28 protein-coding genes are annotated in these 25,776 nt (G+C 53.4%); 12 read left to right on the forward strand and 16 right to left on the reverse strand.

Features of this window, described 5'->3' with window-relative positions:
• Positions 1-68 precede the first annotated feature (68 nt).
• Genes ACZ49R_RS03425 through ACZ49R_RS03435 form a run of 3 tightly spaced genes read right to left on the reverse strand, consistent with a single transcriptional unit; the run spans position 69 to position 3,597 of the window.
• On the reverse strand, positions 69-1,181 hold the full coding sequence (locus ACZ49R_RS03425) for a SufD family Fe-S cluster assembly protein (RefSeq protein WP_464733756.1): 1,113 nt from the start codon (positions 1,179-1,181) through the stop codon (positions 69-71).
• A gap of 12 nt (positions 1,182-1,193) precedes the next feature.
• Positions 1,194-2,159, reverse strand: coding sequence for a pyridoxal phosphate-dependent aminotransferase (locus ACZ49R_RS03430; protein WP_464733757.1), 966 nt, complete (start codon positions 2,157-2,159; stop codon positions 1,194-1,196).
• A 55-nt stretch (positions 2,160-2,214) separates the two neighbouring features.
• Positions 2,215-3,597, reverse strand: coding sequence for an elongator complex protein 3 (locus tag ACZ49R_RS03435; protein WP_464734091.1), 1,383 nt, complete (start codon positions 3,595-3,597; stop codon positions 2,215-2,217).
• 208 nt (positions 3,598-3,805) lie between these two features.
• On the opposite strand from ACZ49R_RS03435, the gene ACZ49R_RS03440 reads away from it, so the two are divergent.
• From ACZ49R_RS03440 to ACZ49R_RS03465, 6 genes are all read left to right on the forward strand, one after another.
• A complete protein-coding gene (locus ACZ49R_RS03440; RefSeq protein WP_464733758.1) occupies positions 3,806-4,249 on the forward strand; it encodes a PaREP1 family protein in 444 nt (147 codons plus the stop codon).
• A gap of 88 nt (positions 4,250-4,337) precedes the next feature.
• Positions 4,338-4,460 (forward strand): hypothetical protein, encoded by a 123-nt coding sequence (locus ACZ49R_RS03445; protein ID WP_464733759.1) that lies wholly within the window; start codon positions 4,338-4,340, stop codon positions 4,458-4,460.
• Positions 4,461-4,496: 36 nt separating this feature from the next.
• A complete protein-coding gene (locus ACZ49R_RS03450; RefSeq protein WP_464733760.1) occupies positions 4,497-5,096 on the forward strand; it encodes a hypothetical protein in 600 nt (199 codons plus the stop codon).
• Positions 5,062-5,307 (forward strand): hypothetical protein, encoded by a 246-nt coding sequence (locus ACZ49R_RS03455; protein ID WP_464733761.1) that lies wholly within the window; start codon positions 5,062-5,064, stop codon positions 5,305-5,307. The genes ACZ49R_RS03450 and ACZ49R_RS03455 overlap by 35 nt, the downstream gene beginning before the upstream one ends.
• A gap of 240 nt (positions 5,308-5,547) precedes the next feature.
• On the forward strand, positions 5,548-6,102 hold the full coding sequence (locus tag ACZ49R_RS03460) for a class I SAM-dependent methyltransferase (protein ID WP_464733762.1): 555 nt from the start codon (positions 5,548-5,550) through the stop codon (positions 6,100-6,102).
• A gap of 20 nt (positions 6,103-6,122) precedes the next feature.
• Positions 6,123-6,428 (forward strand): hypothetical protein, encoded by a 306-nt coding sequence (locus tag ACZ49R_RS03465; RefSeq protein ID WP_464733763.1) that lies wholly within the window; start codon positions 6,123-6,125, stop codon positions 6,426-6,428.
• On the opposite strand, the gene ACZ49R_RS03470 is transcribed toward ACZ49R_RS03465, so the two are convergent.
• The 9 genes from ACZ49R_RS03470 to ACZ49R_RS03510 form a co-directional block, all read right to left on the reverse strand.
• Positions 6,429-6,935, reverse strand: a complete 507-nt coding sequence (locus ACZ49R_RS03470) for a hypothetical protein (protein ID WP_167827636.1) — start codon at positions 6,933-6,935, stop codon at positions 6,429-6,431. It abuts the gene before it with no gap.
• Positions 6,936-6,958: 23 nt separating this feature from the next.
• Positions 6,959-7,555 carry a hypothetical protein gene (locus tag ACZ49R_RS03475; protein ID WP_011762906.1) on the reverse strand — a complete coding sequence of 199 codons (597 nt, stop codon included), beginning with the start codon at positions 7,553-7,555 and terminating at the stop codon, positions 6,959-6,961.
• Positions 7,552-8,775, reverse strand: coding sequence for a hypothetical protein (locus ACZ49R_RS03480; RefSeq protein WP_464733764.1), 1,224 nt, complete (start codon positions 8,773-8,775; stop codon positions 7,552-7,554). The genes ACZ49R_RS03475 and ACZ49R_RS03480 overlap by 4 nt, the downstream gene beginning before the upstream one ends.
• Entirely contained in the window at positions 8,772-9,137 is a 366-nt protein-coding gene (locus tag ACZ49R_RS03485) for a hypothetical protein (protein WP_464733765.1), read from the reverse strand. The genes ACZ49R_RS03480 and ACZ49R_RS03485 overlap by 4 nt, the downstream gene beginning before the upstream one ends.
• Positions 9,134-10,771: a hypothetical protein gene (locus ACZ49R_RS03490; protein ID WP_464734092.1), complete on the reverse strand. Its 1,638-nt coding sequence runs from the start codon at positions 10,769-10,771 to the stop codon at positions 9,134-9,136. Before ACZ49R_RS03490 ends, ACZ49R_RS03485 begins: the two co-directional genes overlap by 4 nt.
• A 60-nt stretch (positions 10,772-10,831) precedes the next feature.
• Positions 10,832-13,465 (reverse strand): WD40 repeat domain-containing protein, encoded by a 2,634-nt coding sequence (locus ACZ49R_RS03495; protein ID WP_464733766.1) that lies wholly within the window; start codon positions 13,463-13,465, stop codon positions 10,832-10,834.
• 741 nt (positions 13,466-14,206) lie between these two features.
• Positions 14,207-15,061 (reverse strand): hypothetical protein, encoded by an 855-nt coding sequence (locus ACZ49R_RS03500; RefSeq protein WP_464733767.1) that lies wholly within the window; start codon positions 15,059-15,061, stop codon positions 14,207-14,209.
• Positions 15,062-15,127: 66 nt separating this feature from the next.
• On the reverse strand, positions 15,128-15,424 hold the full coding sequence (locus ACZ49R_RS03505) for a roadblock/LC7 domain-containing protein (RefSeq protein ID WP_464733768.1): 297 nt from the start codon (positions 15,422-15,424) through the stop codon (positions 15,128-15,130).
• Positions 15,425-15,532: 108 nt separating this feature from the next.
• On the reverse strand, positions 15,533-15,865 hold the full coding sequence (locus ACZ49R_RS03510) for a hypothetical protein (protein WP_464733769.1): 333 nt from the start codon (positions 15,863-15,865) through the stop codon (positions 15,533-15,535).
• 12 nt (positions 15,866-15,877) lie between these two features.
• On the opposite strand from ACZ49R_RS03510, the gene ACZ49R_RS03515 reads away from it, so the two are divergent.
• The gene (locus ACZ49R_RS03515; protein WP_464733770.1) at positions 15,878-16,171 is read left to right on the forward strand and encodes a hypothetical protein; all 294 of its coding nucleotides are present in this window, start codon (positions 15,878-15,880) and stop codon (positions 16,169-16,171) included.
• On the opposite strand, the gene ACZ49R_RS03520 is transcribed toward ACZ49R_RS03515, so the two are convergent.
• Positions 16,123-16,440, reverse strand: a complete 318-nt coding sequence (locus ACZ49R_RS03520; protein ID WP_464733771.1) for a hypothetical protein — start codon at positions 16,438-16,440, stop codon at positions 16,123-16,125. The two genes, ACZ49R_RS03515 and ACZ49R_RS03520, sit on opposite strands and share 49 nt — an antisense overlap.
• Positions 16,441-17,186: 746 nt before the next feature.
• On the opposite strand from ACZ49R_RS03520, the gene mcm reads away from it, so the two are divergent.
• A complete protein-coding gene (gene mcm / locus ACZ49R_RS03525) occupies positions 17,187-19,229 on the forward strand; it encodes a minichromosome maintenance protein MCM (protein WP_464733772.1) in 2,043 nt (680 codons plus the stop codon).
• A gap of 27 nt (positions 19,230-19,256) precedes the next feature.
• Positions 19,257-21,377, forward strand: coding sequence for a DEAD/DEAH box helicase (locus ACZ49R_RS03530; protein WP_464733773.1), 2,121 nt, complete (start codon positions 19,257-19,259; stop codon positions 21,375-21,377).
• Here ACZ49R_RS03530 and ACZ49R_RS03535 read toward each other — a convergent pair.
• Entirely contained in the window at positions 21,340-22,128 is a 789-nt protein-coding gene (locus ACZ49R_RS03535) for a prephenate dehydratase (RefSeq protein WP_464733774.1), read from the reverse strand. The genes ACZ49R_RS03530 and ACZ49R_RS03535 overlap by 38 nt on opposite strands.
• Positions 22,129-22,293: 165 nt before the next feature.
• Here ACZ49R_RS03535 and ACZ49R_RS03540 point away from each other — a divergent pair, with 165 nt between their 5' ends.
• Complete coding sequence (locus ACZ49R_RS03540; RefSeq protein WP_464733775.1) at positions 22,294-23,097, forward strand: arginase family protein; 804 nt, start codon at positions 22,294-22,296, stop codon at positions 23,095-23,097.
• On the opposite strand, the gene ACZ49R_RS03545 is transcribed toward ACZ49R_RS03540, so the two are convergent.
• Positions 23,084-23,356: an acylphosphatase gene (locus ACZ49R_RS03545; protein WP_011762894.1), complete on the reverse strand. Its 273-nt coding sequence runs from the start codon at positions 23,354-23,356 to the stop codon at positions 23,084-23,086. The two genes, ACZ49R_RS03540 and ACZ49R_RS03545, sit on opposite strands and share 14 nt — an antisense overlap.
• A 204-nt stretch (positions 23,357-23,560) precedes the next feature.
• On the opposite strand from ACZ49R_RS03545, the gene ACZ49R_RS03550 reads away from it, so the two are divergent.
• Both ACZ49R_RS03550 and ACZ49R_RS03555 read left to right on the forward strand, forming a co-directional pair.
• The gene (locus ACZ49R_RS03550) at positions 23,561-23,908 is read left to right on the forward strand and encodes a hypothetical protein (protein WP_464733776.1); all 348 of its coding nucleotides are present in this window, start codon (positions 23,561-23,563) and stop codon (positions 23,906-23,908) included.
• 104 nt (positions 23,909-24,012) lie between these two features.
• The gene (locus ACZ49R_RS03555; RefSeq protein ID WP_464733777.1) at positions 24,013-25,323 is read left to right on the forward strand and encodes a M28 family peptidase; all 1,311 of its coding nucleotides are present in this window, start codon (positions 24,013-24,015) and stop codon (positions 25,321-25,323) included.
• On the opposite strand, the gene ACZ49R_RS03560 is transcribed toward ACZ49R_RS03555, so the two are convergent.
• Positions 25,303-25,770: a phosphopantetheine adenylyltransferase gene (locus tag ACZ49R_RS03560; protein ID WP_464733778.1), complete on the reverse strand. Its 468-nt coding sequence runs from the start codon at positions 25,768-25,770 to the stop codon at positions 25,303-25,305. The two genes, ACZ49R_RS03555 and ACZ49R_RS03560, sit on opposite strands and share 21 nt — an antisense overlap.
• Positions 25,771-25,776: the final 6 nt, after the last annotated feature.

Genomic DNA, 25,776 nt, shown 5'->3' on the forward strand with positions numbered 1-25,776 from the left:
GTAGGATAAACGCGGCATATAAGACGCCGTCTCTACTTCAGGTGGTTAAGCACCTCGTTTAGATCTAGCTAAAATATGCCGACGGATTTAAACACAGAGTTTACAAAATCTCGAGCTCTGTCAGACAGCGTAGAGAGGTATTGATCTATAAGGCTAGCTATCAACAACCTAGAGATGTCCTCTTTTTTTATCCCGCGGGCCCTTAGGAAAAACTCCTTCTCCTCGTCTAACGCCGCGTCAGCCGCTGAGTGTCTAGCGCCTGCTACATCGCCTGTCTCCACCAAAATCACAGGTTGTGTATTTACCACAGCCTCATCTCCTGCAATATAGGCCACCCCGTCGACAGAGCTCTCGCTGCCGACCCCCCTCTGGGTAATTCTGCCCACCGCGCGTTGCGCCACAAAAGATCTGTCGGCGGCTACTGCGTAGAGTTTTGCAAAACTCCGGCCCCTAGGCGCGTTGTTGACAAGAGAAACCACATGATCTATCCTACTCTCGCCAAGCCCCAACTCCAGCCCCACAACCTCGGCGTAAGTCTCCTCCCCAAGTATATACTCCTCTCTGACGGCGTTCATAACTCCGCCTACTACAAACGGCCTCCCATATATAGAAGAGCGAATAGACAGTGTAGAGTGTACATACTGGGGGCCGCCGCCTCTAGAAACAAGGACATATTCAACAGGCCCCCTCACATCGCCCTCTACAACCGCCGTATGCATTGTATCTACACCACTTTCGACATACACCACTATAGAGCCTGACGCAGATTTGTCTACGTCAAGTAGTAAATGGCTGGCAACATGGGCTCTTTGCAAATCTGCAATTAATTTAATTACGAGAGGCTCCACCCGGCTCTTCACCCCCACATAGACAGCCTCTGAAAGCGCAGAGGCGTGTAGAGCTAAAATCTTGCTATTTATCTCCACCTGCCTAAATATGTCATTCGCCAAGGCCGTCTCTACGCCGTTGCAAACGCCCCAACCGGCCAAACGGCCGTTTATAACAACAATTTCGCAAGGGCCGGGCGGATGTTTCTGAGGCGTGATGTCTCTCAACGGTTTAAAACCCTCAAACTTAGACCAATCTGTGTAGTATCTAATAGTTGGCGAATCTGCTATCTCTTGCCACGGCAGTTTACCCGCGAGCTCTAACCCAAGCGCCCTTGCAGTGTTTAAGTCCATGGTAAAACTGCGTTATGAATTAATAAGCAAGGCCAACGTTCTGACAAGCTGTAGATTCATCTCCCTAGTGCCTACAGTAATACGTACATAGCCAGGCCCAAGCCTCTCCTCCTCGTCCTTAACCCACACGCCGAATTTTCTCAACCTCCTCGCCAAGCCCGGAGGCCCCTTCGCCAGAATAAAATTGGCGTAGGTAGGCAACACGTCAAAGCCAAGCCTCTGGAGCTCGCCGAAGAGAAACTGCGCCTCGCCCTTGACAGTTTTAACTACGTCGTCGACATAATCCCTCTTATAGAGGGCTGCTCTGGCGGCGGCTAGAGATGGGAGGGAAATCCAGAGGCCGTCACGTAGTTTAAACTGTCTTCCAAAGACCACTGGCGTTATTCTAAAGCCCGCCAGTAGAAACGCTTTCGACATTGTTCTCACTACTGCGAGGTTAGGCCAACTCTCGACGAGGTCTACTATAGACACGCCAGAAAATTCAAAAAACGCCTCGTCTACCACCGTCGGCTTCCCCAAGGCGAGTACCTCCTCTAGATCTCTCGGCGAGATTAACAACTGGCCGCTTGGGTCATTGGGGCTGTCTATATATATGGCATCTGCCCTCTTAGCTAGATCTAAAAATTCGGAGAGCTCAAGCCTAAACCTCCCGGCGATAGAGGCGCCGAGGATTTCAACCCCCAGAGACCTCGCATATTCTTCAAACTTATAGAAACAAGGCGCGGGGGCTACAAGCTTTTTTACGCCGCGGAGAAATAGCTCGAAAAAGCCGTCTACCCCTGGAAACAAAACGACATGTTCAGGCTTTACCCCCGCATATTCTGCATAAAGCGTCTTCACCTCGTCGTAAAGCTCTCTAGGCGGGTACCAATTGACAAAACGCGACATATAAGACGCCGCCTCTACTACATAATCAGGCGGTTGAATAGGCACCTCGTTTTGATCTAGCTTAAGCACGCCGGCAGGAGGGGGAAGCATGAGATACGCAAATTTACAAAATTAAACAACAGCAGACGACAAAGCCGCCAGCGTCTTATCTAAGCTCTTTACACATGTAGGGGCCACATCTCTCATAGCCGAGCTTCCTGAAGTAGGGCCTGGCCCCCACGCCGCTTATCACAGCGACTTTCTTTGCTGAGAACTCCAACGCGGCAATTTCCTCAGCCCTCTCCATGAGAGATCTGCCTATGCCCACGTGCTGCCACCAGACCCCCTCCTCCCCCACCGGCACCTCTGGGCCATATACATGTATTTCTCTCACCAACGCCGTCTGCCCAACGAGCTCCGGCCTATGCGGCTTATACGGCACCCTCAGCCTAAGTATGCCGTATAGAGTGTCGTCCGGCCCCACAGCCTCTAAAAAGACCTCCACGCCGCGAGAAGCCTCATAGATATGTCTCTTTATTTCCACAGGCCCCGGCTCTACGTAAACGCCGTTGGCAAGCTTTATGCCAACCTCTCTACACCTTATTTCGACACATTTAAGACCTAGCTGCTCCATCCGCTTAAGCACCACCTGTCTCATATTGCCCCACCTCGGGCCGTCGACGACATGGTGCAGAGGTATATCCCTCCCCAGCCTCATAACCCTGGCCCACCTCGGCACAGAGGCGTAGATTTTCGCCAACAGATCGAGCCACGTATCCTCGCCGTAGCTCCTATAGCCGCCCCGCCTCCACTCCTCATACAGCCTCGTCCCGGGGACGACGTACGTGGGATATATCTTGACGCAGTCCGGCATGAAGTCTGGATTTGAAAAAACCTCCCTAAACATCTCCAGGTCCCGATCCGGGTCGCTTCCGGGGAGCCCCGGCATTAGGTGGTAACACACCTTATACGCCGAGTCCTTCAGAAGCGCCGTGGCTCTCACCACCTCGGCGACGCCGTGGCCTCTATCGACCCGGGCCAACACATCGTCGTAGATAGACTGGACTCCCAGCTCTACCCGCGTCACCCCAAGCCTAAGGAGGAAGTCCACCTCTCCCACGTCGACGTAGTCAGGGCGCGTCTCCACAGTCAAAGCCACCAACCGGATCCGCGCCCCCTCGTTACGCCGCTGCTCAAGCTCGAGGTCGGGCGAAGGGTCGGCCCCAGCCGCCCAGCTGGGGTAGTCGTTGAGAGCCTTAAACACGTTGCCAATAAACCACTCCCTATACCACCTAGGCAAAGCCGAGAAGGTCCCGCCCATAACCACCACCTCCACCTTAGAGGGCATGTGGCCGTTGTCGAGATACACCTTCACCCGCCCCACCACCTGCCGGTAGGGGTCAAAACCACTACGCCTAGCCCTCAAAACCACCGGACTATCCGGCATATACGACTTGGGAACCCCAGCCGCAGAGGGGCAAAAGCTACACCTCCCCGGGCAGGGAAAGGGATGCGTCATCACGGCAACTACGTGAACCCCACTGGCCATCCTAATAAACCGCAGAGGCTTTTCCACAAGACAAATGACAAAACCATTTAAAAACCAACACAGCCAAGCCCGGCGCCGCCGTCTGCGAAACGGCTACAACAAGACATAAATACATTACCGCGGGCTACCTCATGGCGTTCCACGCCTGGCCGCCTCCAATGCGTGGCGCGGTGCTAAACAATACGCCAAGCTGAGAACAGAAGAGGCAGTGTTAGAGACGGAGCTCGCCCTTAGATTTCTAGAGCAGGACCTTATGAGAAACGCCGCAGGCAAGGCGTGGCAGGCTTGGAAGGCGCTTCTGGCGGCCGCCGCGGCGCAAAACAGAGAGGCAATCGCCAGCAGATTCGGCGGCGTTGTGAAAGATAAAACAGGAGAGGCCAGGCAAAAGTCGGATATAATCATCGCATATATACCGACAACGAGGGCTAGAGAGGTCGCGTCTATCCTAGCAGACATATACGGCGTGGAGATAGTATATCTTACAGACTTGGCGATAAACCTCCACGAGTTCCAATACAACGGGCTAGACCCAGAGGAGGTCGCAAGCCGCTACACAGACATACGCGACGTCGAAAAAGACATACGACACCTCGCCCAGAAGACCAAAGAATGGGCCAAAAAGATCCAACAGCCACCGCCGGGAGATCCGTAGACCCACCACAACGCGATACCCCCGCGCCACACTTGACACAAATAAAACGCTACACAAAATCTATATAAAACAAGCCACAGGGAGAGACGTGGATATCTTCGTCGGCCGTGTCCGGGAGCTTGAGTGGTTTAGAGAGGTTATGGGGGTGCAACACACCTACCCCTTTCTCCTCTACGGCCCTCTCGGTTGCGGCAAGACGACGCTGGCGTAGAAGGTCGCGGAGAGGGCGGAGGAGCTCTTTGGCGACGTGGTGGTTCTCTACATAAACGCGAGGGCGAAGAGGGCTGAAAACGCCCTCTTCACAAACGCGGTGCAGTGGCTGAAGGAGGCGCTTTCAAAATTCGCAAAGGCGGCGGCCGGCGAAGTAGGCGAGTTCTTGGCCAGAACCGCGGTAGACATCGCCCTATACTTCGTAGAAAAGACCTCTAAAGACATACTCCTCATCGTGGACGAATTCCACCGAGCCTACAGAGACGACCCAGTCGGCTGGGTCAAATACTACATGGATCTAATGGAACACCCCTCTCTGAGAGACGAAGAACTTAGAAACATAACACTCAACGTCGTCCTCATTACGTCGGAATACACGGCGGTGAGAGAAATCGCTCCGAAGCGCTACGCCGATCCGTACGTGGTTTGGAATCTGGCGCGGGAAGAGAGAGCTCTACGAAGCGCTGAGCCCGCCAATAGATTTCGAGACGCTATGGCGGACATGCGGAGGAAACCCCAGGTGCGTAGGCGACTTGAAGAGGGTGGGCTGGGACGTGGAGAGGTACGTAAAGGCCATCGTCAAGAGGGAGAGGGTAGACAAGATGGCGAGAGAGGCCGCCAAACTCGGAGTTGTTGAATTACTCAAGCGGGCGGTGGAAGACCCAGACGTCCTCGACCAGCCGGGGACCGAGAGGCTGGAGAGACTGCTCTACAAGTACAACAAAGTGTTGGAGCTGATGGAGACAATCGCCGGCGGGAAGCCGCCGAGAGACCCCGCGCTCGGCGTCGGCGAATATTACGCCTGGCACTGGCCAGCGCTAAAAGACGCAGTAGCCAAAGCGCTTTGACCTTCGCTGCCTCCACCCTGCTGGTAACATTTGTACCGGGTGTGTGGCCGTCTCGGAGATGGCCCACTTATATCTGCAGGAGCGCGGGCGCCCTCCACCGAGAGGTTGCACCGCCGGAGGAGCGTACTTAGCTTTTAAACTTCAACATAGATATGTATGTGGCGGTTTACTACGACGAAGATCTCGGAGGCGCCAGGAGTGCGGCAGACTCTATTGTCCTCCTCGTGTGGCTTGCTGCGTATGGAGTGGGCTAGGCGGGCTAGGGAGGCCTACCTCGCCATAGGCCGGGAGTACGGCGCGACGAGGGCTAGGCCTCTTCCGGTGGCCGACTTCGCCGCGGCTGGGCCAAAGGCGTTGGACGTGGGGTCGGGCACCGGCGCGCAACCGAGGTACCTAGAGCACGAGCACCCCTACGTGGTGCACTGCGACCTCGACAGGAAGCTCAGCCCAGGCGGAGACTTCGTGGAGTGCGAAGCCACCATGCTCCCCTTCAGAGACGGCGCCTTCGACGCTGCCTACCTAGTGGCGGTGATACACCACATGCCCCCCGAGGCCGCCCGGAGGGCTCTGGCAGAGGCTAAGAGGGCCGCCCGCCTCGTGGTGGCGACGGCTTGGGCCCCCGCCAAAGGCCGAGAGGTCGCGCCGGGGGTGTACGAAGTGCCCTGGGGAGGCAGAGCCACCCGCATATATTACAGATACGAGCTGGAGGACCTAATAGCCATGGCCCCCGCCGCCCCGCTCTCGGCAGGCGTGGCGAGGAGGAGGCGCCAGACCAACTACTACATACTTTTTTAACTACGAAACGGAGAGGCGCCGTGGCGTACATAAACCCGGCGGACAAGGCCAGATTCGGGGAAGACGCCACCCCGGAGGCGCTGAAAAACGCCGAGAGAGCCGGCCTCAGGGCTGGGCCAAACGAGCTGATGATGGGGAACTTCTACGCCAGATACGCCGGCGGGCACGTGGAGACGAGCTACGGGAGATACAGCGCGGATCCACAACAGTGGGAGATCCTCAAGGCCTTGATAATCAGCCACGCCGCCACCTACAGAAGGCCGCCGGCCCCGGAGGAGCTGAGGGACATGCTGTTTGCAGCCGGCGTGATAATAGAGGGGACGTAGTCACCGTGCGACAGTGTAGTTGAAGTACCTCACGTAGTAGGGACTTGGCATAACCCAACTGGTGTAGCAACCGTCCCGCGTTAGATCAACCCAGTCTCCAACTGCGCAGTCGTAGTTCTGCCCCTTCTCGGCATACACTTTTACAACCCCCTCGGGCTTTACTAGATCGCCCAGGTAATAGACCGCTCTTGAAACAGAGACTCTGGCGCTCGCTTTGCCTCTATACGCCGTCATGTCTACAGTGACCACCAAAACGCCGCCGACGTTACGAAAAGTTATAGAGTAGTAAAACGCGTCAAACGGCGGAGCATAGCTAGGCAAAGACATCTGTTGCCTAAAGCCATAGACGCCGGGAAGCAACGCCGTAGAGACGCCTACCCTCACCTGGTTAGCCACAGAATCTAGAAGAGCTTGCGCTGCGGCACGCACCTCCTCCTCAAACACAGCCTGCGCCTGCACGTCGACAAGCCACGCAATTATAACCGCCAAAACACCAGCAAAAGCCATAGCTACGGCGGTCTGTAAGGCGTTCATCGCAATTCGACCCTAACCGGAACAACCACGACGGAGTCGACGCCTTGGACTCCTATAGTACATTGATCCACGCTGTAGACCCGCGGCGCCTTCACCTCGTAGTACACCCCAGCCCCAGAGGCGCTAGGAGATGCCGTATATGTTATATTAAGCACAACCGCTACTCTGCCATATCTAACCACACGCGGCGTCAACGACGCCGAAGTTCCCCAGCCGTACACCGCCAGCGGAGGCTCTGGAGCATCTACAACACGCCCCCACACAGTACCTCTAAACTGGCCAAACAGAGAGAGATACTGAGAGCGGTAGATCAACGTGGTGTTATACACAGGCGCACCTCCACACGTACCCACAACTGCAACGCGGTAGTCCAACCCACCAAAGCGCAACGTCGGAAGATTCAAGACCTTCTGCGCATACGCCGCGCCCATATCCGACTCTATACCGTCAGCCAACACGTTAAGAAAGGCAAGAGCCGCACGCGCCTCCACCAACGCCTGATATTGATAAATCTGTTGAAGAACAATCGGAACAGCCGCAAAAATAGCCAGAAGCGCAAAAGCCGTAATAATCAATAACTCAAGAGACGTCATGGGTACAGCCAGTATAAACCATAACTTTGAAGAATCCCCTTAACATTACTACATATGTTCTCCGTAAAATTGAGGTATCCGTTTCTATGTATAACCCAATAGGTGATAGATGCATCCCTTATCTTCACATCTACGATTGTTACATTGGCATATATCGTGTTGAATTTGCTCACTACCGCACTATTTGTAAAATTATAGAGGACAATTGGAATGTGGGAAGGATTATTCAGAGAGCTCCAGGGTTTACCATTGGATAACACCCCGCTTTTGCAGACATATGTGAAATCTCTTGGCGGAACGTACAGCGGAATTCCGCCAACGTACGCCTTTAAGACGTATTCGTTAAGCCCCTGGGTATTTATGCTATACACGGCGCTTCGCTCTGTGTAGTTTACTACATCCACCCTCGGATATGCCACTGTATAGTTTATAGTCCAACCGTCTTGCAGATACATAGTTCTGTTAAGAGCTATAAACTTTGCCGCCCATGTATATGGTCTTGACACAGTAATATTTACACATACCACATCTGGCGTACATTGGCTATCGACGCCGAGTACTTTGACACCTACGCTAAGACTCCTAGTTATGTTAAGATTTACAAGAGCCAAAAGCGAGATGTTCATAACCATAGATAGACTATATGAAGCCATATAGGTTCTATTTGGCAGAATTATGGCAAAAGAAGAGATAGGCCTCAAGATGCCTCTGTCTATATGCCAAGCGGCAACAACATACGGAGGTAATGGGGTTCTAAACACAGTTCCGTTAGGCAGTTTAGGTAGAGTTATGTTCACAACTGTGAGGCCGTTCGTGCTTTTGAACAATATAGATCTGCAGTTGGGCCTCCGCAACCACGTGGGCATTTCTGCAGATAGGCCAAGGGCCGCTCTGTTTGCTACAAAAAACTTCATCGAGGCGTTTACCATATCTGCAGTCTTGTTGATATGCAACCAGCTACAGTATGTGTCAAGCCCTGCCGCAGGTAGCCCATATGCGGCGGCGTTTTCTGTAAAATTGAGCAGAGAAATCGTGCCAACGTAGTCGACGTAGGAAGCTACGGCGTCTACAGCTTTTGCCACGTCGCGTGAAAATACTCCATACGCCGCTCTGACGCCGCCGAAGCCTGGCGCAGAGACCGCCGCCGACTGTAAGATCAATACGGCGGAGATAGCCAAGGCGATTACCAAAGCTGTTACGAGGATCACCTGCCCCCTCATGACTTCACAACTATACAGACGGTCGTGCCGTTTGGAAGCACAGTAGTGAGCGATATCGAAAACCTCGGCGCAGAGGCCGCCGGACATGCGCCACCGCTGGGGAGAGCCACATCTACAGACGCCAGGGGGTCAACCGATTTGGCCTCTGCATTTGCCTGTTCTACCGCGCCGTCCCAGTCTCTCCACAGCCGGAAGAGGAACTCCTGGCTGGAGGCCAGCCGCACGGCAAAAAGCGAAAGCTCGGCAAAACGGCCTCTCTCCCCCGCCTGCACCACGATTGAGCTAGGCACCGTGTAGTTGTAGAGAGCCAACACCAACACGAGGAGAAAAGACGCAAATACAAGCTCCACAACCCACCTCATGGGTATCTAAACACCCACAGGTCGACTTTATACGTCACCTCGCCTGCGTCAGCCAAAGCACTTGCGTAAGACACTGCAAGAGCCTCTGGGCGTCTCTCAGCCCACCTCCTCCAGGTGGCAAAACGGATTTCGTAGAGAGGCGGGAGGCCCCCAGTGAGTGGTATAACAATCACATCCTCCTGAGGGATGCCCCCGCACTTAGGCGGGTCGCCATTACTATTCCGCTCCACAGCCGCAATAAGAAACTTGGCTCTGCCCAACCACTGCCAAGGGATAAGGCAACCGCCTATATCCTTATCCCCGCTCTGGCACAAATCTGCGAGATTTATACTAGAAGCAGGGTTAAGCACGACATTATTCAGCAACGGCACGGTCTGCCCGCCGAGGTAAGTCCACAGACCTCTTAAGCCTAAAGCGGAGACTCCGGGGTCATCGCAGCCACATAGGCTTGCGCCCCCTCCAGCGTTTTGAATAAGTTTACTATGTATGAGGTAGACACCTGCATCTGGTCTAGCCACCAAGCCGACTAGCGAAACCGTCCCCACTCCTCCATATGTGTAGTTTACCGACTTCATCATTACGCCTCTTGCATTAACCCACGCAAACTTAGGCACACCTGCAACAGAAGCTACGCCATAGCCGTTTTCGTCTGTAACACCAGAGGTGCAGTCGATCTGTGGGGCAACAGCACTTTCTAGCTTGATACAGCTTGGGTTGAAGGTAGACGGCTGTGTGTTAACAACAGGCGCAGATGTAGTAATAGTTGCGCCGTTTAGGGTATACGCCACAGTGACCGTACAAGACGGGAGACAAGAGGGAGCGCCAGGAAGCGTATATTTAAAAAAGTCAGAGCAGTAGGACCTCACGACTTTATTGAGCCTGTCGCTGAACTCATTACCGAGATAAATGCCGACTATGTTTACATCATACGGATACGTATTCAGGACATCTACTCTTAGATACCATGTCGTTTTGACGTCTTTCCCTGTTTGACTCGTTTCACTCCACACGTACGCCCCTATTATCTGAAGCCCTTGCTGTTGTAACACAGGCGAGCCGGCGCCCCAATAGACGTAACATACGTCGTAGCTATATACGCCAGGGGGCTTTATGTTAATGAAAACCTGGCTACTCTGCAACATGATACTTATGTTCAGCGCAGGCTTGGCAACTATCTCAATGTCGTATTTATTCCACTGGTCGCCAAAGAGCGACCTCAATATTCTCTCGTAGACAGCGGGGTCTACACTCTGTGGCGTAGGCACGCCCCATAGATACACGCCGTAGCCCACCTTAGTTACGGGGTAGTCCTGGCCTGCTGCATTTATTCTACACACCGCCTCTGCGGTTACGCCAGAGACCTCGGCGAGGGCAAGAAGCTTTCTAGAGTCAAGCTGACCAGGGAGTTGTGGATCTGCAAGCCCAAGAGATTGTACGCTGTTTATATCAGTCCAACCCGGCGGCAAGCCGGGAGATGAAATTATCTTCTTCAATATCTCCTGGGCATCTAGCTTCGACGCGGCTTGAAGCTCCGTCTGCTTTGTCACATCTGTGAAATAGTAGGAGAGCAGGTATACTCCCAACATAAACGCCGCCACCAAGCCGAAGGCGATGAGCATGTCGATAGACTCCATACCTCTCACAGTAGAGAAGGTGAAGAAAGGATAAATATTTTGTGGTGGCCCCGCCGGCCTCTACTCCGCCACCTCGGCCATCAGCCTCGCCAGGCGCCGCCTCCTTAGGAACCACACGGCGAACGCCGCCGCGGCCGCCCCGCCGCCTACTGCGGCTAGAGGCAGTGGGTCTAGGGCCCAGACGGCCTCGAAGGTGGCGGGGCCGTAGACGTAGGGCATCTGGGGGTAGCTGTAGACGATGCCCGTCGCCTTGTCTCTCCAGCCGGCGAACTTCCAGTGCAGCGGCGGAGGCGACCAGACGTCCATCGGCGTAGGCACCGCAGACGCCGTAGACCCCTCGTCGACCCACATGGGCGGAGGCGGCGTGCCGTAGGCCGAGACGAAGGTCACCAGGTACTGCCTCTTCGCTACGTAGGTTATGTTGAGCGGCGCCGTCACCCTAAACGACGCTACGGCGCCCGTGGCGTTGGGAAGCCCGTTCACCAGCCACTGCCCAACCACAGTTCTGACGTTGCCGCTCTGGTTCAACACGGGAGGCGCCGCCACCTTTATCACAGAGCCGCGGTCTGCCCAGGTGGCGTTTGGCGGCTCCACCACCTGAGCCGGCGGCTTCACCCACACCCTGTACTGAGTGACGTATATGGGCGTAAGCGTAACCGGCCTCTCAACGGTGACGGCAAGAGTCCGCTCCCTCGACTCGGCCTCCCTCCACCTGACGAAGGCAAGCCTCGTCCCGTTTCTAAACTCCACGTCGGGGGCGTAAAACACCGCCTTAGTCCCGGCCTCGGCCCACAGCGTGTCGGAGCCGTTGACAGTGGCGGGGTAGTAGGTGCGCACCCTGTACTGCTCGACGTAGACCCCCCTCACGACCACCGGGTAGGTGGACACCTCGGGGGCTACGCCGGAGGCCACAGGGTTCCCAAAGGCGTCGAAGACCAGCACGGTCTTCAGCCAGTAGCGCCTCTGCTCGTCTATAGGCACGGCCTGGGGCAGCTCCACCCTGTATATGGCCTTGACCGTCGTCGGCCCAGCCACGTTGACGGAGAGGGTGGGGGTCGGCAGATCTATCCTCCTGCCGTCTACCTCCCAGCCCGCTAGGACGAGACGGCCGGAGGAAACCGGCGAGTTGTAGACCGGCACGTTTACGCTGGGCTCGGCGAAGAAGGTGGCCGGCCCCGCGGCCCAGGCGGGGCCCCTCGTTATGTTCGGAGGGGAGAGGTGCACCCTATACTCCTTGACGTAGCCTATCTCGATGGGGCTCTCCAGGTCCCCCCTCACCGCCAGCGTCACGTTGCCGAGAGGGCGGCACCTGAAGTCGCCTAGGTACTTGTACTGGGGCGCCACCGTCACGTTGCCCACAGGAAGGAGCACCACGCCGGAGCCGGACACCAGATATTTGTACACCGAGCCGCCCACCGCCACCTGCACCTCGGCGGGGAGGCACTCGGGAGGCGCCGAGACGCGCACCGCGGCGAAGGCGATCCTAAAGCCGGAGACCGTGCCCCACCGCTCCACCGCCAGAGCCCTCCCGTCGGCGGATACGGCGACGGAGGTGACGGGGGTCGAGCCGAGGAACCTCGCCGTCTCCCTCCCGTTCCAGTACACCAAGACGTCGCCGCCTAGGGTGCCCACGACGACGATAGACCCGTTGTTGGAAACCGCCACCGCAGTGGGCAGAGAGGGGGCCTTCGCTCTCCACAGCTCGCGCCCCCCGCTAAACGCCACCACGTAGCCCTGGGTAGCCGCGACGAAGAGAGAGCCGTCTTGGCTCAGCGCCGCCGGCACCTTCGGCGTATCTATCCCGTAGTCCACGTAGGAGGAGGGGGTCAGCCTAACGCCGTAGGGGTAGTACTCGACCGTGGGGGCCGCCCCCTTGGAGAAGCAGAGCGCCACGGGGCTCCCGTCCGGCCTCACTGTGAGGTAGTACACAGAACCAGAGCACGACCCGACGAGACTACCCCCGGCGTAGATCTTGCCCCCGGCGGTTCCGACGTACAAGACGTCCCGGCCGTAGGCAAGCGCGGTCACCGGCTCGCCGTATGTATACACGGCGTACACCTTCCCATCCCTAAGCACGTAGACCTCCCCCGAAATCGTCCCCACAGCCACATCCCGGCAGTTTGTGGCTACGGCGGTGGCGTTCACCCTAGGCCCAAGCGAGGCGGCCCAAAGGGGGTAGCCATAAGGCGTGTGAAGCGAGGCAACCGACGTCTTGTAGACGCTTACCAAAACAAGCGGCGGCAGGGGGATGGTGAAGTTAAGCACCACATTAACCGCGCTGGGGAAGGAGATGCCGTACTGGCTCAACGTGGCGATGAGCTCAGGAGAAAGCTGGACAGTAGCGGGAATAGAAACCCTAAGCTCCACGCGTTGCTGGCGCATTTCGTAGTTATAAGGCCTGTTGACCACCGCCACACACCTCCCCACCGGGTCCGTCGCCGCCAGGGGAAAAACCGCGTCGATCTGCCACAGAGTTCTCCCGTCTATGCCGACGCCGGCCACCTTGTCGGGCGCGGCCCACCAGTAGACGTCGAGACCCTCCGAGGGGACCACGTAGGCGAAGGCCAGAGCCGCCAACAGAAGAGGAACAAGCCACCTCATAGGCCCACGATAGGCCTTAAATATATGTATTACGGTGAAGCCCCCTGTCCACAACCCACCGAGCCCTATCAGACACCACGATAGGACTTCCAATTCTTGCCTAGAAAAGTTTTACATCTTGAGGTGTCCGTATCAGAGAAAGTCCCTAGGCGCTCATATCTGATACCTCTCGGCTGATTGCGCCTAGGGACCAACGGTTAATCACGCACCCCGCGGCCTGCTACCAGAACAGACGTCGGCAATGCCTCCTGGTATAAACGTTCCCTCCAACAACATACATCCTCTCTCATTTGCATGCAACCAAATCCCATGTACAATGTAGTTAATATGTTCCCTTTGTAGACTTCAGTTACTCCATAGCATGAGAGCCTTCGTCGAAGACTATACGTATGACTTATCGCGGCCCATAAATTGCCACATTTAACACTTTACTGAGTTTATATCTGACACAATTATTGGGTAGAGAGTATAGGACCCTCCGCCACCTGTTATAATAATCAAAGGCACGGTCATGCCGGGAGAAAACGGCTCGTTTAGAGAACCTCTCACACTCTTATGTTCTCCAGGCCCAACCACCAACGAAATCTCTACCGCTTCCCCAGATTTAAATGAGATAACCCACCTACCGCTGAATTGGCCAGGACCCGCGTTGTAGACACAGATTAAAAAATTGCCACGCCCGTCTACATAAGCCGCCGTGGGATAAACCAAAGAAAAAGAAGAAGAAACCCCTACATATGTAGTATAGACCCACCAAGCCACGCCAACAGCCAACATCACAAGTACTAGAAAAATAAAAAACGTTGAGAAAGAATACATGAAAAAAGAGGAGGATTACCTAACAATAGCGTTGAATGGAAATGTAGAGCCGGCACTGGTTATTACATAGCCATTTAGCATTGTACCAGGCGCTACACCTTTTGCGCTATCGCATATTACAGAAACTGAAGCTGTAGCACCCACACCTATGGTCACCGATTGCGTAAGACCACATGGGCTCCCTTGTAAGTATATTTGTGTTATTGTTACGTTTACTGGTCCGGGGTTTGTAATAATCAATGTCAGGTTTCCGTCTTTGGAACGAACTTGTGCACTTGATATGGATAGTCTGGCTTGTGCTGAGGTGGAGGCTACGAATGTGGTGTATAGGTACCAGCCTACTGCTACCGCTATCACCAACACTATCGCCACTATTATCGCTATCTCCAGGGATGTCATTCCTCTTGGTTTTGTTAGCATAAGCATGTGTACGCCCGTCTTTAAATATTTTGCTGTGTGGGTTGTATGCTGTAATGTCAGGGGCACGGCCGTGGGGCTACCTTTGTCTCTGCTCTGTGGCCTTCTCCTCTTATCTCTTCTACGTGTATGCAGAGGCCTTCTAGGAAGCCGGCTATGTATCTCAGCAACGCCTCGTTTTATTTTGATGGGGAGGTTCTCCATGGTGATTCTGCCCTCTTTTACTGTTGCTCTGCTGAACCCCCCTAGTTTTGCCACTTCGGGTAGTTCTCTAAGCGCGTCTTCTCCCGTTTTCCACCCCATTGTTGCTCTTGTCGATTCTCCCAGCGCCGCGCCTAGGCGCTCCATTATTATCGGCGCGGCGTCTCCTAGGTATTTCTCCAGCTCTCTCATGATGCTGTCCGCGGCTGAGGCTGGTATTACAAATACTCTCTGGCCTTCGTACTTTATCACGCCTTCGTCTAGTCTAAATTTTACTTTTCCTCTGAGTAGCTTCTCCCAGGGCGCCGAAGAGGTCTATCATAGCTCTGCCAGCCTTTTCGCGAGGCGTTCTAGCTCTAGGAAGATTAAGCCGATGTTGGCGTCTGCGTTGGCCACGGCAATTATATACAGCTCTTTTACAGGCCACATGACTATGACTCTGGCGTCGTAGTAAGCCACCACTTGCCTCACGCCGCCTACTTTAAGTTCCTCTTCGACTTTTCTCAAAGAGCCCAGCGCCAGGGCGGAGAGGGCGGCCAGCATCTTGGGGTCTATTCCGGGGGCAACTGAGGCGACTGGGAGGCCGTCGCGTCTAGCTACCACAGCGCCTAGCACCTCTCCCCCGTCCTGGACAGAAATAGGGAGAGCTCCTCTCTATATTTCGACTCCATATATAACACTATGTCTCCCCTTTATCTAACTTACGGTTAGTGTCTTTAGAAGTTAGCTCTCTGCTAGTTTTTCTGCCAGCGTCACCGCGGCGCCTAGCTCGCCGGTGGGTAGCTCTGCCAGCTTCTCGCCGCCGGGGCCCACCACCACGGCTCTGCCTCTCCCGACGAAGACGCCGTAGGCCTCTGGGAGTTGCCTAGGCGCCTCCTCTTCCTCGGCCTTGAGGAGCGGCGCGGGCCAGGCCCTTCTTACAAAGTAGTGCTCGTCGATATATATTTTCGCGGCGTGGCCCCCGTGGAGGACTACAAACTCCCTCAGCCCGTCCACCGGGGGTGCCTCTATGTAGATCTGGCGGCCGCAGACAGGACACTTTATTTTAATTTTCACATATTTCTCTACGTGTCTCTATATATCGTTGATGGGAGGGTCGTAAAGGCTGAGGGCGTTGAGGAGGGGCACGCGGAGCTCATCGCCGCTATGTTGAAGGCGGCGGAGAAGTATCTAGAGGCCGTAGAGGAGTTCTACATCCGCATCGAGGGGGTGGAGTACGTGGGGAGGACTAGGGGCGGCGCCGCCGTGGCGGTGAAGGTGGGCGGGGAGCCCAGGGGGGTGGCTCTGTTGAGGGCTGGGGAGCTTCTGGAGGCCTACTTGAGCTCCGCCTCGAACTCCTCCACGATCCGGAAGGCGACGTAGTCTAGGTACTGGGGGTCTACCTCGGCCTTGGCCAACACGGCGGCGACTACGCTGTTTCCCGCCCTAACCGCTGCCCTGTATCTATCCATGACTAGGTCTATGCCCAGGAGGTCCCCCTGGAGGGCTGAGGCCAGCTCTCTCGCCTTGTTTAACACAGCCGACAGCCTAGTCCAGACCTCTCTGTCTAAGCCCACGTATTTCACGACGAAGCCGCTTTTGTGCAAGACTGCGGCTGCCAAGATCTCCTCCCCCACGACGTCTTCAAACACGATAGAGAGTTATTCAGACGTAAAAAATTATCGATATATATTCTATCGTCGTAAGTATGTAACATCTCGGCGCAGTATTTAAATTAGAGTATGGAATTTTAGAGTCGGGGAGATCCTCTGCCTTCTGCAAGGAGTTTAGGCTGGCGCTCGCCGGCTTGTTGGGGCTGGGCGGGGTTTTGAGAAGGCTGAGAGACCTAAGAAGCCAGACGGCCCAGTACGTAGAGCTTAGCGAGAGGAGGTGGCGTAGGTGGTACAGAGAGTGGGGGAGCTTCTAGAGATGGGGGAGGGGCTTGGTACAAGGCTTGGGAGAAGTTTTTGGAGGACTACGGGAGGAGGTGTAGGAGAGGACTAATAGGCGTGTCTTGGCGGCGCCTGGGGAGCGCTGGGGGTTGAGTCGCGGCGGCTTGAGCCGGAGGGCTGCGTCTGTGACGGCTTAGCCTACGTCTCTTCTCCCGTCGACGGCTTGTGTCCAAACCTTCTCATGGCGGCGGGGGAAGGCGTTTTACATTGTACATCGAAAGCCTCGCCCTTTAGGACGGGGATGGGTTTGGCAGAGTCCCTAGGCGTAGGGACAGGCGGCGCGGCTTTTCCAAGATGGCCGAAATTCTTGCGGTAGCGCCGCCGCGCGTCGTTGGGAAGTGGGCGGGGGAGCGTGGCGTCGAGGGGTAGCCGCTTGTTCCTTTGGCTAACTCCGTCGCTTTGGATATCACCTGTTTTGTTTTTTATTGTTGGGCTGTCTTGTAGGTGTGACTGTTGAGTTGGAGCTTGATCTTGTGAGGGATAAGATTAGGGAGTTTATTACGTCTAGTGAGAAGGTGTCGGACGAGGTTATCAATATGATTATCCAGCGGAAGAGGTCTCTTGAGGTGGATTTCCACGACATTCTTCTGTTTGACAAGTCTCTTGCAGATCTCTTCGTCGAGAGGCCTCGGCTTGTGTTGCCTGAGGCTGACAAGGTGGTGCAAGAGGTTGTGGAGGAGAAGGATCCGGAGACGGCGAGGGCGCTTAGGCGGTTTCACTTCAGGGTTAGGGGGTCGCCGTTGGTTGTTCCGCTTAGGAAGCTGAGGTCTGAGTACATCGGCCGGCTGATCCGCATCGAGGGGATTGTGACTAGACAGACTCCGCCTAAGCACTTCCTCCACAGAGCGCTCTACCGGTGTACGCAGTGTGGCTACGAGATCGAGCTTCTTCAAGAGCTGGAGAGACATGTGGAGCCCCCCGCCAAGTGCCCCCGCTGCGGGGCCTCGAAGAGCTTTACCCTCGTGACTGAGCTGAGTCAGTACATAGACTGGCAGAAAGTTATCATACAGGAGAGGCCGGAGGACCTCCCGCCTGGCCAGTTGCCGAGGAGTGTTGAAGTGGTGCTTCTAGACGACCTCGTAGATACTGTAAAACCTGGCGACATAGTCTCTCTGACAGGTATCGTCGATTTAACTCTCAGCGAGCTTAAGAAGGGGAGGCCGCCTATTGTGACATCTTATATCCTGGGGACCCACGTGGAGACTTCTAACAAAGAGCTTGTAGAAGAGATCACAAAGGAGGACGAGCAGCGGATTTTAGAGATCTCGCGTAGACCCGACGTGAGAGAGCTCATAGTCCGCTCCATCGCCCCCTCTATATATGGCTATGAGGAGATAAAGGAGGCCATTGCTTGTCTTCTCTTTGGGGGGAATGAGATTGTCTACCCCGATGGCGTTAGAGTAAGGGGCGAGATAAATATCTTGTTAATCGGCGACCCTGGCACGGCGAAGTCGCAATTGCTCAAGTTTGTGGCTAAGATAGCGCCGAGGGCTGTCTACACGACAGGCAAGGGGTCGTCGGCGGCTGGCCTCACGGCGGCTGTCGTGAGGGATAAGCTGACAGGCGAGTTCTACCTAGAGGCGGGGGCCCTCGTGTTGGCCGACAGGGGGGTGGCCGTCATAGACGAGATCGACAAGATGGATGCCAAAGACAGAGTGGCGCTCCACGAGGCTATGGAGCAGAACACCGTCTCGATTAGCAAAGCCGGCATAGTGGCTACTCTCAACGCGCGGGCTGCCGTGTTAGCCGCCGCCAACCCCGCCTTCGGCCGGTACCTCCCCAACCGAACTGTAGCGGAGAACATCGACCTCCCGGTGTCTTTGCTAAGCCGCTTCGACTTAATTTTCGTAATTAGAGACGAGCCTAGGGAGGACTTCGACGCCTCTGTCGCCGGGCATATCCTAGATCTCCACTCTGGCAGAACTCCCGAGGCTTTTCGCGATGTTCTAAGGCCCGACTTCCTCCGCAAGTATATAATATACGCCAGGAGGTATATAAGACCTATCTTGAGTGAGGAAGCCAAGGAGAAGATCAAGAGGTTTTATCTAGAAATGCGCCGTAGGTACCAGGGGCCTGGGACTGCCATCGCCATTACGGCCCGCCAGCTGGAGGCCCTTATACGTCTCACAATAGCGGAGGCTAAGATGAGGCTCTCTCCCGTCGCCACTGGCGAAGATGCTGAGAGAGCTATCAAACTATATCTCGCCTTTCTCAAATCCGTAGGTATAGACGTGGAGTCTGGGGCTATAGATATTGATGCAGTTATCACAGGCGTCCCCGCGTCGAGGAGAGAGGCATATATAAAAATCGTTGAGCTTCTGAAAAAGCTAGAGGAGGTGGAGAGGGGGCCTGTCAAAATCGATTTGTTAAAAGCCGAGGCGGAGAAATTGGGCATTCCAGCGTCAGAGGTGCAGAGAGTTGTCGATTTGCTTATTCGCAACGGCGAGGCTTATACGCCGAGACCTGGCTATATAAAGCGCGTTGTATAGTTTTTATCCCACTCCCCAACCTCTGCCGTGGAAATTTCCGAGCTTTCTCTCGACGAGAGGCTTATCTCTGTGTTGAAAGAGAGGGGGGTTAGGAGGCTTTTCCCTCCTCAGGCAGAGGCGGTGAGAGCCGGGATTTTCGAGGGGAGACACGTCTTGTTATGTACTGCAACAGCCTCTGGCAAATCTCTCTTGGCAGAGGTGGCTTCTGTAAAAACGGCGTTGGAGGGGGGCATGGCGTTATACGCCGTGCCTCTCAAGGCTCTTGCCTATGAAAAACTTGTACATTTTTCTCACTATGGTAATTTGGTTAAAGTCGGCGTCTCTACGGGCGATTTCGATTCTGACGATAGAAGACTATATGAATACGACGTGGTTGTGGTGACGTATGAAAAACTAGACAGTCTGTTAAGACATAGGCCGGGGTGGCTTAGCTCTGTTAAGACTGTGGTAATAGACGAAATACATTACCTAGGCGACCCCAAGAGGGGGGCTGTCTTAGAGTCTATAATTGCCAAAATTAAACACCTAGGCCTACGCGCTCAGTTTATTGGCTTGAGCGCCACCGTCGGCAACGCAACTGAGGTGGCGGATTGGCTGGGGGCAAGGCTAGTGGTCTCTAGCTGGAGGCCTGTCCCCCTACGCGAGGGTGTTTATTATGGAGGCAGAATATATTTCTCAGATGGATCCCATAGGGCAGTATCGGCGTCTGGAGATGCAGAAGTTGCCCTCGCAGTAGATGTAGTGGCTGAGGGGGGACAGGCCCTTGTCTTTACAAATAGCAGATCTTCTACAGCGAGACTTGCAAAAGCTATCGCCAGAGCTATTGCGGCGTATCCCACAAAACTTATCAATGTGGCTGAGACGGAGGCGTTGGCTGAGGAGATCTTGAGGGTGTCCTCTAGTAAAATCATTGGGAGAGAGTTGGCAGAAGTTGTGGCAAGGGGGGTGGCTTTTCACAACGCCGGGCTTGAGCTTGAGGTGAGGAGACTTGTCGAAGATGGGTTTAGGAGGGGGGTTATTAAAGTTGTTGTCTCTACGACGACTTTAGCCGCAGGCGTAAATTTACCCGCGAGGAGAGTTGTAATAGCGGATTACGAGCGGTTTGACCCAGTGGTGGGAAGAGAGGAGATCCCAGTGCTTGAGTATAAACAAATGGCCGGCCGCGCGGGGAGGCCTGGTCTTGACGCCGTGGGCGAGGCCGTGATTGTGGCGCGGAGTAAAAACGAAGTTGGATACCTAATGGAGAGGTACATAAAGGGGCAGGTTGAGAATATAAAATCACATATACTCCTAGAGCCTAACTTGAGGACACATGTGTTGGGAGCCGTCGGCGGGGGCTACGCAAGGTCGATAGACGAACTTGTGGAGTTTTTCTCAAACACCCTGGGGTACTTCCAGAGCAAAATAGCTGTGAAATCTGCCGTCTTGCGGTCTAAAATTGCGGCGGCAGTTGAGAAATTGGCCGAGTGGGGGTTTTTAGAGCGAGACGGCGACTATGTCTACGCTACAGAGCTCGGCAGACAAGTGGCCAGGCTGTACCTAGATCCAGAAACCGCCGCTAGATATATCGACTTTATAAAATCTCTGAAGGAGGGCAATACAGCTGCATATCTCTATATAGTTCTCACGGCGCCTGACTTTCCAAGAGTCCGGCGTGGCAGAGTAGATAAACGTGTTGTAGAGGAGGTACTTAAGGCTTTAGATGTGGAAGAAGATGAGGAGTTTGAAGATGTTGTAAAAACTGTCGCTATGTTAATGGCGTGGATTGAGGAGGCAGATGAAGACGTAATTTTTGAAAAATTTGAAGTCGCCCCCGGCGATTTACGCGTCTATATAGACTTATTTGACTGGCTTGGGAACGCAGCCGCGAAGTTGGCAGGTATAATAGGCGAGGAGGAACACAGACGGCGGCTGGAGGTGGTGACTGCACGTGTGATATATGGCGTGAGAGAAGAGCTGTTGGAGTTGGTGACTACGTTGAGGGGAGTCGGCCGTGTGAGAGCCAGGACGCTTTATAACTTCGGCTATAGGACAGTTAGAGATATAGCAAGAGCCTCCATACGTGAGATAGCCTCTTTGCCAGGCTTCGGCGAAAAACTCGCCAAGTCTATTATTGAACAAGCTCGACAATTGGTTGAGACAAGTTGATTATATTATAGCGGCCTGCCAACTTTAACATTGTGGTGTGTTGCCTCATTTCGTCAAGTGCAGCGTTTAGCTCGGCGTTAGACTCCACTTCTACAAGAAAGAAGTAGTCCCAGGGAGAGAGCTTCGTCGGCCTTGAATATATCAAAGTCATATTTATGCCTCTCTTAGCTATGGGGCCAAGCGCTTTGTAGAGAGCCCCGGCCACGTTGGGGACGGCGAATATAAGCGCCGCCCTAGCTCCAGCTTGGCTACTCTCTTTAGATAAAACTGCGAAACGGGTATAGCTCTCCCAGTCTTCAACTCCGCATATTTTTTCACTGTACTGCTCAAGCGCTCTTGGCGACGCTATCACGGCGCAGTCTCTACATTTTTCAAACTCTCTAACTGCCTCCGATGTAGATGATGTATAAACCACGTCGGCGCCTAATGCAGAGAGAATTTTTCTCGCCTGCGCCGCGGCGTGGGGGTGTGTATATACCACACGGGGGTTGCCCCTCTTGGCTAGACAGAGAGTTATCCTCATCTCGCCCATGGCCAAGATTTTAACCTCATGTGTCGCCAAGGCGTCTACAGTCTCTCCCACAGGCCCCTCGAGACTGTTTATAAAGGGGACCACCCCGTAGTCTACAACGCCGCTTTCTACAGCTTTGAAAACCTCTGTTACAGTTCTATATGCGACATGCGCTCCATTTGGGTATAGAGACGTGGCGGCTTCCCAAGTAAACGAGCGTTCTGGCCCTAGATATGCCACGACAGGCTTATGTGTTCTAGATACTACTGCCGCAATTATGGGGGCAAGGGGGCCGTCAATAAGAGGGGGGACTTTATACTTGGCTCTTTCTCTTAGTAAGGCATAAAGCTCTTCCTCCAGTCTGTAAACCCCTGCATTAATAAAGTGGAAATAGTAAGTATATATGTGTTACTAGTACACACAAGTTTTTCAGACTGGGTGTCTAAAGCCTTGAGAGAAGCCGGGGCAGAGGTTGTAGAAGGCCTAGGCTCTTGGGACGCCGTGCGTTTTATACATAGTGAAAATTTTGTAAAGGCAGTTGCAAAACGCGAGTTGGAGACCTTAGCCGCAGTTGCAGTCGCCGAAGTTGCGTTAACGAAAAGACAGGCCATATTTTATGCCGGCGGCACGGCGATGGCGGGATTACATACGCCGAGGAGAAACAACGTATTTAACGCCGCTGTATATATAGCAAAGAAACTCAACGCCGCGGTTATATCAATAGATAGACATTTCCCAGTTGGGACTTGGGAGCTCCATCTAGAGTATAAATTTCCGCTTTATTTAGTCTATGGCGGCGCCGACGGGCCATCCTACGGCTATGTAAAGAGGCGTGGATATAATGTAGTTGTCTTTCCACTACCTCCGGGAGTTGGAGATCGTGGTTTTGAAAAAGTGGTTAGTTTTATCCTAAGAGCGGCCGGAGGCCCCCTCGTTTTACAACTCGGCTTTGATATACATAGAGACGATCCGACAGGCTATTTCTTCGCCTCAGAATATTTCTACTACGCCTTGGGGAGGGCGCTTGCCACACGCGACTTCTACATATCTATCGAATGCCCCTCTACCCAGAGGGTGTTTGTCTCAGCCTTGGCGAGTCTTTTAAACGGCATTAGAGGCGCAGAGCCTCCCAAAATAGAGATCTATAGAGAAAGTACAGAGGTTATGAAAGAAGTAGCTATGTTAATCAAGCGAGCTAAGAGAGTTTAAACTCTTTATAGTCTCCACGATATTTCTCCTCTCTAATCTCTATCTCCCTAATTTTTATAGCCGGCGACGCCATTGGTAGAAATTTCACAAGTCTATCTACCGACTCGTCTGGGCCCTCAAAAACGGCATATAAGACGTCGCCTCTGACATAAGCTTCGCCAAAGACCCCATTTTTCATAGCCTCGCTCTTTAGGATTCTTAAAATAGGCACGCCGGGGAGATCTATATCGCCTCTAGCTCTTACAACAACACGTTTCACTTATGTAGGTGGGTTTGGGTTATTTAAATATGGCCTCTATCGCCAGTCTCAGCGCTATGTAAGACCCTTTGATATCTACATGTGAAACACAAAGAGTGGTACACGTGGCAGGTGTCAGGTCGTCTCTTCCATCGTCATAAGATCTCTCCATCGATCCCCTCATCACTCAGCAATAGTCTTTTATTTGTGGGTATAAATATTGCAGTGGAAGAAACGACAAAGAAAATAGAGGGCGTTGTGAGGGCGTTGGCTACAGAGATTTTAAATAAGTTTGAGAAAAAGAAAAAGATAGACAATATCCAAGACCTCGTTGTCTTGGCCACGTATTTGAATATGAGGAAGCTAGACGAGTTGAGAGAAGAGGTAGACAATATAATGCGAGCCTTCCAGCGTCTTGACGCGTTAGTTGAAGTCGTTAAAGAGCTTAAAGTAGCTCTCAACCGCCTTGAGGAGGGACAGACAGGCGAGGCCACGCGGCTGTTGAAGGAGGTAAATACAAAACTTGACCAGATTCTTGAAAAGCTGGGGGCGTTTTCTATAGAGGAGGTTTAGGCGGAGCGCCATCACACGTCAGGCCGGGTTCAACTCAACATACATCAGCTAACTCCGCCATTTTATACATAGCTACAGATTTAAAATCTTCTCTCCTACAAGCTGTGGCTGAGGTTTATACAAAATGCGTCTCATATAGAGATTTAGTAGCAGGTTCTCCGCTAGAGAGGGAGTTTCTACAGTGGCTCTTGACGTTTTTAGATACGCCAACTGTATGGTTTCACTTATCTCCCGTGGAGGTTCTCTACTGGGAAGACTCGGAGACGAGACTGGAGGTGGGTGAGACAGCTGTCAAAGGTTTGGCGTTGCCATATTCCAGCTCTGTAGATGTAGAGGGGAGACTTGTGCCCATTGACGGAGATGTAGAGGGGAATATTGCTGTTGCTAAATTCCCCGAGGATGTCGACGACGCTAAATATATAGTTATCGACGCTGCACGTCGCGGCGCTTCTGCCGTGGTTTTCACAGGCAGACCCCCCCGGCGTATTGTAATAACTGGGGAATATGGCTATAAATTCGACGCGGCGCCTCCCCCAATTCCTGCCGCCAGCTTTGAAAATATAGACTCATATATAAATAAGAGAATTAGGCTTGAGATAGAGGTAAAGAGCAGAATTACATATAGCTATAGTCTCATAGCCTTCAATAGTTTTGAAGATACGCCTATGATCTCGGCACATTGGGACCACTGGCTTGTCGGCTCTACAGATAACTGCGCCGGCGTAGAAGCCGCAGTTCTCGCCTTTAGCGAGCTCGTGGCTGAAGAGTTCCCAATAGCTCTCGGCCTTTTCACCGCCGAGGAGGGCGTGGCGCCACATGTGCCGTCTTTTTACTGGGCGTGGGGCTCTCTCAATTATTTAAAACGATGGAGGCCTACTCTATTGATTAATATCGACGCCATAGGTCTAGGAACTCCTCGTATGTACGCAATGCCATATCTACACGAGACGCTCAAGGGGCTGGGCCCTGTTGAAATGCCAGAGGCTTATTTCGACAGCGTTCACTACGAGAGGTGGGGTCTCCCCTCTATAACTATCTCATCGCTAAAAGACACTTGGGACATTTACCACAGCCCCCTTGATATAAATGTCGACGCCGACAATATTCTATACGTCGCCGAGTTGGCAAAACGGTTGGCTAAAATAAAGCCGCAGATTCCGTCGATTAGCCTTGAGGAGTATGGCCTCCCGCCAATTAATAACCATTATATAGCTTGGTCATTGATATATAACTATCTCGTTATCTTTAAAGATTTTACACATTCTGACATTATATATACTAATGTCTTTAGATTTCTAAAGAGAGACAGTAGGAGTTACCGACGTATAGACTTAATGGGAGGCCCCACGCTATGTATAAACAATTGCGAAAACGCTTTTGAGACATACCGCGAGCTAGCGTTGCTCAGGCTCTAGCTTCTCAAGTACCCTCCTGATGTATGTGGACGATAGTATGTGGCCAAATCCGTCTCTAACTGTAGAAATTACGACCACCTCCATAGGTCTCAACCCCCCCTTTACTCTCTGGTCGTTTATCTCCAGGGCGCGGGGGGCTGTTTCTATACTTGCCACAATCGCCTCTAGGTTTGGATCAATTACAGCAGGTCCATATGGGTCGTTTATCTCTACATAAACAACCTCTTTATCGGGAGCGATTAGGCTCATTAAGTTTTTTACATTTGCAAGTCTAATAGACAATGGCCTCACCTTGTACTGTTTATACGTAGAGGCAAATGCGTCGCTTGTTAAACCTATTAATATCTTATCTCCTATTAATGTGGCTGTAGCCAACAACTTCACATGCCCAGAATGTAGAGTGTCAAACGTGCCGCCTAGCACTACGTTGCGAAATCTTAACTTCACAACTCT

It is taken from the genome of Pyrobaculum organotrophum, from assembly GCF_055384425.1.

What these genes read in the sequence shown, in the direction of transcription:
- ACZ49R_RS03430 (WP_464733757.1), bottom strand. Translation starts at nt 2,159, where the DNA reads ATGCTTCCCCCTCCTGCCGGCGTGCTTAAGCTAGATCAAAACGAGGTG.
- ACZ49R_RS03435 (WP_464734091.1), bottom strand. Translation starts at nt 3,597, where the DNA reads ATGGCCAGTGGGGTTCACGTAGTTGCCGTGATGACGCATCCCTTTCCC.
- ACZ49R_RS03425 (WP_464733756.1), bottom strand. Translation starts at nt 1,181, where the DNA reads ATGGACTTAAACACTGCAAGGGCGCTTGGGTTAGAGCTCGCGGGTAAA.
- ACZ49R_RS03490 (WP_464734092.1), bottom strand. Translation starts at nt 10,771, where the DNA reads ATGGAGTCTATCGACATGCTCATCGCCTTCGGCTTGGTGGCGGCGTTT.
- ACZ49R_RS03455 (WP_464733761.1), top strand. Translation starts at nt 5,062, where the DNA reads ATGGCGAGAGAGGCCGCCAAACTCGGAGTTGTTGAATTACTCAAGCGG.
- ACZ49R_RS03480 (WP_464733764.1), bottom strand. Translation starts at nt 8,775, where the DNA reads ATGAGGGGGCAGGTGATCCTCGTAACAGCTTTGGTAATCGCCTTGGCT.
- ACZ49R_RS03475 (WP_011762906.1), bottom strand. Translation starts at nt 7,555, where the DNA reads ATGACGTCTCTTGAGTTATTGATTATTACGGCTTTTGCGCTTCTGGCT.
- ACZ49R_RS03485 (WP_464733765.1), bottom strand. Translation starts at nt 9,137, where the DNA reads ATGAGGTGGGTTGTGGAGCTTGTATTTGCGTCTTTTCTCCTCGTGTTG.
- ACZ49R_RS03460 (WP_464733762.1), top strand. Translation starts at nt 5,548, where the DNA reads ATGGAGTGGGCTAGGCGGGCTAGGGAGGCCTACCTCGCCATAGGCCGG.
- ACZ49R_RS03470 (WP_167827636.1), bottom strand. Translation starts at nt 6,935, where the DNA reads ATGGCTTTTGCTGGTGTTTTGGCGGTTATAATTGCGTGGCTTGTCGAC.